The organism is Hoylesella enoeca JCM 12259, from assembly GCF_000613405.1.
In the GTDB taxonomy this organism is placed as follows: domain Bacteria; phylum Bacteroidota; class Bacteroidia; order Bacteroidales; family Bacteroidaceae; genus Prevotella; species Prevotella enoeca.
Genome location: NZ_BAIX01000067.1, coordinates 1 through 7,961, shown reverse-complemented (window position 1 = coordinate 7,961; position 7,961 = coordinate 1). Strand labels below are relative to the sequence as shown.

Annotated in this window: 4 protein-coding genes and 4 pseudogenes; 3 read left to right on the top strand and 5 right to left on the bottom strand. The window is 47.6% G+C overall.

The genetic code is table 11. The features are described from left to right. Positions 1-144: pseudogene (locus JCM12259_RS16610) on the bottom strand (tRNA (N(6)-L-threonylcarbamoyladenosine(37)-C(2))-methylthiotransferase MtaB); the annotation flags it as partial. A gap of 373 nt (positions 145-517) precedes the next feature. On the opposite strand from JCM12259_RS16610, the gene JCM12259_RS17880 reads away from it, so the two are divergent. Further along, entirely contained in the window at positions 518-694 is a 177-nt protein-coding gene (locus JCM12259_RS17880) for a PG1828 family lipoprotein (protein ID WP_441294695.1), read from the top strand. A gap of 413 nt (positions 695-1,107) precedes the next feature. After that, a pseudogene (locus JCM12259_RS15470) lies at positions 1,108-2,129 on the top strand (branched-chain amino acid aminotransferase). A gap of 44 nt (positions 2,130-2,173) precedes the next feature. Here JCM12259_RS15470 and JCM12259_RS16825 read toward each other — a convergent pair. Together JCM12259_RS16825 and thrA are read right to left on the bottom strand one after the other, a co-directional pair. After that, on the bottom strand, positions 2,174-2,323 hold the full coding sequence (locus JCM12259_RS16825; protein ID WP_156409608.1) for a hypothetical protein: 150 nt from the start codon (positions 2,321-2,323) through the stop codon (positions 2,174-2,176). Positions 2,324-2,632: 309 nt separating this feature from the next. Next, positions 2,633-5,067 (bottom strand): annotated as a pseudogene (gene thrA, locus JCM12259_RS15465) (bifunctional aspartate kinase/homoserine dehydrogenase I). A gap of 148 nt (positions 5,068-5,215) precedes the next feature. On the opposite strand from thrA, the pseudogene JCM12259_RS15460 reads away from it, so the two are divergent. After that, positions 5,216-6,779, top strand: a pseudogene (locus JCM12259_RS15460) (NAD(P)/FAD-dependent oxidoreductase). Between the two features lie 87 nt (positions 6,780-6,866). Here JCM12259_RS15460 and JCM12259_RS15455 read toward each other — a convergent pair. Both JCM12259_RS15455 and JCM12259_RS17455 read right to left on the bottom strand, forming a co-directional pair. Continuing rightward, positions 6,867-7,733 carry a DUF6261 family protein gene (locus JCM12259_RS15455; RefSeq protein ID WP_148299629.1) on the bottom strand — a complete coding sequence of 289 codons (867 nt, stop codon included), beginning with the start codon at positions 7,731-7,733 and terminating at the stop codon, positions 6,867-6,869. 2 nt (positions 7,734-7,735) lie between these two features. Then, positions 7,736-7,961, bottom strand: a 226-nt coding sequence (locus tag JCM12259_RS17455) for a hypothetical protein (protein ID WP_234396613.1), incomplete at its 5' end; no start/stop codon positions are given.

The following is a 7,961-nucleotide window of genomic DNA, read 5'->3' as shown; positions in this document are numbered from 1 at the left end:
ATCGGCATGCTCACCCTTACGAGCAGTTCGCACACCCATATTTTGGAGCATCTGCCCGAACGTTGAAGTCTCTGAGAAATTGAGTTTACATCCTAATGTGAAATATGCTGCTGTCTTGTTCTGAAAAGCAGAAGTATCAATCATCCTTTACACCTTATTATATATAGAGTTGACAAATGAACAAGTAGACGAGCAACCAGGGATATTCCTGCATCGATTTGCTAAATTTCCAACTCGCAAATGAATCAAGTCGCTTTGTTGCCAACCGAAATTCCTCCTGCAAAGGTACGATAATTGTTTGAAAGATAACGGCGAACAGACTCGAAAATTATGCCTATCAAAACTTTAACAATTATTTAATGACCATATCGTTCTATATATCAAGCACTTAGAGAAATGTTACAACGTGAAGCAAAAAAAGTGAGATAAAAATGAGTTTCGTATCAAAAAAATACTTACCTTTGCATCGTTTTAATAAACAAATGATTGTTTTACAGATTAAAAAAGCAAAGAAGAAATGAAGAAATTAGTTTTAACGTTCGTAGCAATTGCAGCGATCTCTTTCGCATCTTGTGGTAACAAAACAGCAGCTCCTGCTGCAAACGCAGACTCTGACACTGTTGCTGTTGATTCAATGGCAAGTGATTCTATGGCTGTTGATTCAGCTGCTGCTGACTCTGCTGCTGCTATGTAATCAGCTCGAACTGAAAAATGAGAGATTGACCGACGGACTTAGTTCGTCGGTCTTTTTGTTTATTCCCTATCTGGTCATCATTTGCCAAACGCCCGCTACAAATAAGCCGTCCATCGAATGATGATAAAATCCAAAACAAAAAGCATCTTATCGCGTCGCCACTAACAGTTAATTACGGTTGAACTAACCGTTAAACGCAGTGCAACTAACCATTAGTTGCAAAACTAGTGATATACTATTGGTTTTCAAACAAATACGAATCCCTTGCAGAGCAATGGTCTCTCTCGATCCGAAAATCAATCAAAGACTGTGCCCGTACACTTTTTTAGCGGGCGTCTCATACTTAATCACACTTTTTTTTCGTACTTTTGCAGAAGATTATACAATTAGATATTTAAAATCAAAAGATAAAAATGAAGGATTTAGACTGGGCTAATCTGTCTTTCGGTTACTTGCCGACAGATTACAACATACGCTGTTACTATCGTAACGGAAGATGGGGTGAGCCTGAGGTTTGTTCCGACGAATACCTCAAACTGCATATGGCTGCCATCTGTTTACATTACGGACAGGAAGCCTTTGAAGGATTGAAAGCCTATCGTTGTCCTGATGGCAAGATCCGACTATTCCGCATGAACGAAAACGCAACACGTTTACAGGCCACCAGTCGGGGCATCATGATGCCCGAAGTGCCGACCAAACTGTTTGAGGAAATGGTGACAAAGGCGGTCCGTTTGAATCAAGACTATGTGCCGACCTACGAGAGTGGCGCCACGCTTTACATCCGTCCGTTGCTCATCGGCACCTCTGCACATGTGGGCGTAAGGCCTTCCGAGGAGTTCATTTTCCTCGTTTTCGTTACTCCTGTGGGGCCATACTTTAAGGGAGGATTCGCTGCCAATCCTTACGTTATCATTCGCGACTATGACCGTTCGGCACCGCTCGGCACGGGAATGTATAAAGTTGGCGGAAACTATGCAGCCAGTTTGCGGGCCAATTCCATTGCACACGAGAAGGGATATGTCAGCGAATTCTACCTGGATGCTAAAGAAAAGAAGTATATAGACGAATGTGGCGCAGCAATTTCTTTGGTATCAAGAACAATACTTATATCACGCCGAGATCGACAAGCATTCTTCCGAGCATCACCAATAAGAGTTTGATGCAGATAGCGACAGACATCGGGATGAAAGTTGAGTGTAGACCCGTTCCCGAAGAAGAGTTGAGTAGCTTTGAAGAAGCTGGTGCCTGCGGAACGGCTGCCGTTATTTCGCCTATTTCTTACATCGATGATCTCGACACAGGAGTGCGTTACACGTTTAGTAAAGACGGCAAGCCAGGCCCCATCTCCACCAAACTTTATAACCATCTCCGTGCCATTCAATATGGTATTGAGGAAGACCGGCACGGCTGGACAACAGTTGTAGTGGGATAACAAACCAATGATGGTTTATGAATTATAAACTTTGTCTCATCCCATCAATAGCCTTTTGTGTCGCCGGGAAAGCCTAAGAATGATTTCAATAACGTCGTCTCGGTTTCGTTGGTATAATAATCGGTCGTGCATTCAAAGGCATTGCAGACCAAGACATCAATCTCTTTGAGGATAGGCCTTGCAATGGCTATCAAAATGTTTTAAGTTAGTTACACGGGTGTAAATCTAAATTTACTCCCGTGTAAAATTGAATTTACTCCCGTGTAAAATTGGATTCGCTCAACACGATAGTACTTGTTGCTTAACACGATAGTACTTGTTGTCCAACACGATAGTACTTTTCACTCAACACGATAGTACTTGTTGACAAACACGATAGTACTTGTTGCGCGACGATTAACGGTTAGTTGGCGTGCCATAAACCGTTAATCAGCGTGCGAAATACATGTAATTGAAATTATGGAAAGATGGAGGTGTGAAACGAGTCTTCGTTTCACACCCGATTAGATATTAGCAATCGACATGATATTGGCAAATACTCCGGCAGCCGTTACACTCGCTCCGGCTCCGTATCCTTGGATTTGCATCGGATATTCCTTGTATCTTTCGGTTGTCAGCAGCACGATGTTGTTGGATCCTTCCAGGTTATAGAAAGGATGATTCTGGTCCACTTCCTGTAAGGAGACGCTCGTTTGACCGTGATCCATCGTTGCAACGAAACGCCAATGCTTGCCAGCTTGTTCGAGTCTTTTTCGTTTTTCTTCAAACGATTGATTCAGTTCGGGCAGCCGTTTCCAGAACATTTCAAGCGTGCCTTTGAAGTAATCATCGGGCAGGAAGAGGTGTTTCTCCACATCACTTTGCTCGATGGGATAGCCCGCTTCACGCGTCAGGATCACCAATTTGCGGATGACGTCGATACCGCTGAGATCGATACGCGGATCAGGTTCGCTGAATCCTTCTTCCTTTGCGCGTTTGACAACTTCAGAAAAAGGCAGTTCTGCCGACAGACTATTGAAGATATAGTTTAGCGTCCCGCTCAAAACGGCTTCGATCTTCAATATTCTGTCGCCCGAATTTCTCAGATCGTTGATGGTGCCGATGATCGGAAGACCAGCTCCGACATTCGTTTCAAAACGGAATTTTACGCCCCTTGACAATGCGGTTTGCTTCAGTTTGAGATAATCTTGATAATCAGATGAAGCTGCTATCTTATTAGCTGCAATGACACTGACATTGTGTTCGAGAAGCGATTGATAGAGTGCGGCAATCTCTTTGCTGGCTGTGCAATCCACGAAAACGCTGTTGAAGATGTTCATTCCGATGATATGCTCGCGCAATTGATCGGGCGTGCTGTTCTCGGATAATTTGAGTTGGTCTTTGTAATGCGCCAAATCGATGCCGTCGCGGTTGTAAATGGCATTCTTGGAACTGGCTATTCCCACCACATTCAATTTCAACCGCGAGTGCTCTTTCAGTTCCTCGTATTGTGATTTGATTTGTTCGATAAGTTTGCCGCCTACGGTTCCGACACCGCAAACGAACAGATTCAGCACCTTGTATTCGGAAAGGAAAAACGAATCGTGTATGACGTTGAGCGCTTTTCGCAGATATTGGCCGTCGATGACAAATGAGATATTGGTCTCCGAAGCACCTTGTGCACAGGCGATAACACTGATTCCGCTGCGCCCCAACGTCCCGAAGAGTTTGCCGGCGATGCCCGGCGTGTGCTTCATATTCTCTCCAACGATGGCGATGGTGGCCAATCCGCCCTCTGCATGCATCGGAAACATCGCGCCGGTTTCGATCTCTCGCGCATATTCAGCATTTAAAACGCGGACAGCTTTTGCTGCATCTTCATCTCGAATACCGATGGATGTGGAGTTTTCCGACGATGTCTGGGCCACCATAAAAGCAGAGATCCCATTGTCGGCCAGTGTCGTAAAGATGCGGCGATTGACTCCTCTGACGCCCACCATTGACAGACCTGTAACCGTGATCAATGTTGTTCCGCTGATACTGGATATGCCTTTGATGGGCTTCCGGTCATCGTCAATCTTACTCTTGATGACAGTCCCTTTGTTCTCGGGATTGAAAGTGTTTTTGACTTTGATCGGAATATTCTTCACACAAACGGATAAATCGTCGGCGGATAGATCACTTTGGCTCCGAAATTGCAAAGTTCCATCGCCTCGATATAGCTGAGTTCGTTGATCGTGTAAGCCGTTTTGATGACGCGTGGATCAGCCGTCATAAAACCGTCGACATCCGTCCAAATCTCTAAAACCTCTGCATCGAGGGCGGCTGCGATAATGGCGGCAGTGTAATCGCTACCGCCGCGCCCGAGATTCGTGATCTCATCGGTGTTTTTGTCGCGACTGATGAATCCCGGAACCAATGAAATGCGGGGGAGGTCGACAAATGTCTTGCGCACCAAGTTGTTGGTTAGTTCGGTGTCTAATTTGTGTTTCTCGTTTTCTCTTTCGGTCTTGATAAATTGGCAGGCGTCAAACCATTGAGCGCCTGTTATGAGTGTTGCGACGATTTGGGAACTTAATCTCTCGCCATAACTGACGATGGCATTCTGTGTCTTCTCGCTCAAATCGTGGATGAGAAACACGCCGAAATAAATGCTGCGCAACTGTTCCAGCAAGGCGTCCACAGTTTGCGACAACTCTTCTCGGGCTTGATCGTCTGTGATGATTGTGTTGATCATCCGGTGATGTCTGTCTGCGATGGCATCAAAGTCGTTTTTCCAATGCTCGTTCCCATGTTTGGCCAGTTGGGCAGTAGCCAACAATTTGTCTGTAATTCCGCCCAAAGCGCTGACCACAATGACGACTGGTTGTTTCTGAGCTTCATGCTCAACGATCTGTTTTAAAGTTAAAACACTCTCCACGGAACCGACAGAGGTTCCGCCAAATTTCAAAACTTTCATTCAGTTTAAATGTTTATGAATGTTTGGTGACACGTCGCAAAAGTACGAAGAAATATATCTTTATCCAATCTTTTTAACTGCTAAATGCGTAATTTTGTGCCAAAATACTGACAAGCGGGTGCTTATGCCACCTCATAAAAGCAGCGCAATGATACAGGAATTTCAGTTAAGGGTATTGCCACAGCAAGCAGTCTCTGAGTCGTCAATCATAGAATTTATTGCCCAAGACAAAGGGTTGGATGCCCGAACCATCAAGCATGTGCGCGTGTTGAAACGAAGCATTGATGCCCGACAGCGCATGATCTTTGTCAATTTGAAAGTGAGAATCTATATCAATGAGTTTCCGCAGGACGACGAATTTAAGCATATAGAATACGGAGACATTTCTTCACGTCCCCGCGTGATCGTTGTCGGGGCAGGCCCTGGCGGTCTGTTTGCCGCCCTTAGACTGATCGAGTTAGGACTGAAACCTATTGTCTTAGAGCGAGGGAAAAATGTGCACGACCGCAAAAAAGACTTGTCGGCCATCACCAAGACACAAAACGTGGATGCCGACAGCAATTATTGTTTCGGGGAGGGGGAGCAGGCGCTTACTCGGATGGCAAACTTTACACCCGCAGTAAGAAGCGCGGAAATATCGAAAAGATTCTCCATGTGTTTTGCCAACACGGGGCATCAACCTCCATTTTATCCGATGCACATCCCCATATCGGGACAGACAAATTACCGAAAGTCATTGAGAACATCCGCAACACGATTTTGCGCAGTGGCGGCGAAGTGCATTTCCAAACCAAAGTGACGGCATTGATGATAGAAGACGATGCGAATGTTGTCGGCGTTGAAGCTGTCGATTTGGTCACAGGAGCCGAACGCACGTTCCGAGGACCTGTTATCTTGGCCACCGGCCACAGCGCTCGCGACATCTATCGTTATCTCGACGATGCGGGAGTCGAACTCGAAGCCAAAGGATTGGCCATAGGCGTGCGCTTGGAACATCCATCGGCACTGATCGACCAAATACAATACCACAACCCGAAAGGCCGCGGACGCTATCTGCCCGCAGCCGAATACAGTTTTGTGACGCAGATAGACGGCCGCGGCGTCTATTCATTCTGCATGTGTCCCGGCGGCTTTGTGATTCCTGCGGCGACAGGTCCGCGGCAGCTCGTTGTCAACGGGATGAGTCCGAGCAACCGCGGAACGCAGTGGAGCAATGCAGGGATGGTGGTCGAATTGCGGCCCGAAGATGTTCCCGGAAATGCCGTTCTGAGAATGATGCACTTCCAGGAAGAAATCGAACAAACCTGTTGGCAACAGGGCAACATGCAACAGACAGCCCCGGCACAACGCATGGCCGATTTCGTCAACGGCCGACTGAGTTACGATTTGCCACGGAGCAGTTATGCCCCGGGATTGATTTCGAGTCCGTTGCACTTCTGGTTACCGCCACAGATCACGCAAAGATTACAGGAGGATTCAAAAAATTCGGTGCCATGAGTCACGGTTTTCTCACCAATGATGCTGTGCTCATAGCCGTAGAGACACGCACATCGTCGCCCGTCCGCATCTTGCGCAATCCGGCAACCTTGCAACACGTGCGGCTCCGTGGCCTCTACCCTTGCGGCGAAGGTGCCGGATATGCCGGCGGAATCGTGTCGGCTGCCATCGACGGAGAGCGATGCGCCGAAATGTGCGCCGCCCAGTCCAAATAAAGCAAAAGAGTGAAAAGACAGCGTCAGCCATCTTTTCACCCTTCCCGGTTTTCTCCGGTCTAATTCACTCTTTCACATTTCCCCACTTTAACTCGCCTTTTCCACTTTCACCAGCTTCCCATCCTCGACCTTCACCCAAATCGAGTCGCCGCTGGCGGATTTCAGTTCATAGAGTTTCGTGCCATCTTCGTCTTTCGCCGTTTTGCCGGTGATCGAAAGCGTGCCGGGAGCAAAACCATTTTCCTGTTCAAAGGCCGGGAGCAATTTTTCCACCGCCTTCTTGCTGGTCGAGGGCTTTTTCTCGCCGTCTTTTCTCTTCTTCTGCGCCGTGCTTTCATTATAACTGGTCTTGGATTCGTTGATAATCCGATTCAGTTTGTCGATGAGATCAGAAGCGATCTTGCGATCAGCATCATTGGCAGCCATCATATAGGCCACCTCGATATGCCGAAAAATAACAGCTGTCGTTTCATCGTTTTTCTTGCGAACGGCAGCCCCGGTGGGCAACGTGTCGGCGGCTTTCACCTGGGCACGCTGCGTGCGGATGACATCAAACTCGCTGTTGGCCTTGCGCAATAAATTAATAAGCGGAGCAAGAGCAAGCACATTGATATTGGCTAAGGCGGCGGGTTTGGCCAAATCCGTCAGCAGTCCGGTAATATGAGCCGTTTCCTCGCCAAGCGTCTCCCGTTGCAAGCCGGCATACGTGTCGACAATGAGTTTGAGTTTGCGACCGGCTTCGGCACGAGTCGGAATGGGCGATTTGGCGGCCTGCCGAATCTCGTCGAAGATGGCCGTAACGAGACGATCGCGCTCCCGGTCCTTTTGCACGAGTCGCGCCGTCTCTTCCGAGGCCGTCGTCTCTCGGGCCACCTCACTCTCTGTGTCGATACCCGCCTTCCACAGGGCGATATCAGCAGCTTCAAGGAGGATCTTGGCCGGTGCTGTCTTCAAGATCATGTTGTAAAGCCGAATTTGCAAGTCGCATGCAGGCCGAGTGAGAATTTCGAACTCAATGTTCCATTGATTTGCTTAATAGGTTTCATGTTGCTTGCTATTTTATAGTGAAAATTAATAGTTTGGCCCCGTCGGAGATTCTTTTTGGTCCATGCAGCAGGTGCGTGGCCCCGTCGGAGATTCTTTTTGGCCCGTGCAGCAGGTGCGCGGCCCCGTCGGAGATTC